This window comes from Arcobacter sp. CECT 8989, assembly GCF_004116715.1.
Classification (GTDB): domain Bacteria; phylum Campylobacterota; class Campylobacteria; order Campylobacterales; family Arcobacteraceae; genus Halarcobacter.
The window spans coordinates 1-379 of the sequence record NZ_PDKE01000148.1 but is presented as its reverse complement, the minus strand read 5'-3'; the positions used below and the strand labels follow the sequence as shown (position 1 = coordinate 379).

Here is a 379-nt window from a genome sequence, read left to right as displayed (position 1 = left end):
GAGATACGCAATAGATAATAAACTTGAAAAAATCAAAAATCCCTTCATAACAATAGGAGAACACTTCTCTATTAACAATGTAATAGAGATGTGCGAACCTTGTTTAAATCCATAAGCAGCACCAAAAAGAGATGACCAGATGAAAAGATAGTTAGTAAGTTCTGCGGCCCAAGGAAGACTAATATCAAAAATATATCTTAGAACCACATTAATAAATGCTAATAACACACCTAATATCATTCCATAAACAGCTATTGTTTGATTTATTGTCCCAACTATAATATCTAAAATACTAAAAAGTTTTTTCATATTTCTTCTTTACTTATTTTGTCTCAATAGCTTTTTTGATTAAATCTTCACCAATTACACTATAGAATTG

At 28.8% G+C, this 379-nt stretch carries 1 protein-coding gene; it reads right to left on the bottom strand.

All coding sequences use genetic code 11. The features are described 5' to 3' along the window. Positions 1–309, bottom strand: a 309-nt coding sequence (locus tag CRV02_RS14770) for a TRAP transporter small permease (RefSeq protein WP_164969046.1), incomplete at its 3' end; no start/stop codon positions are given. Positions 310–379 lie beyond the last annotated feature (70 nt).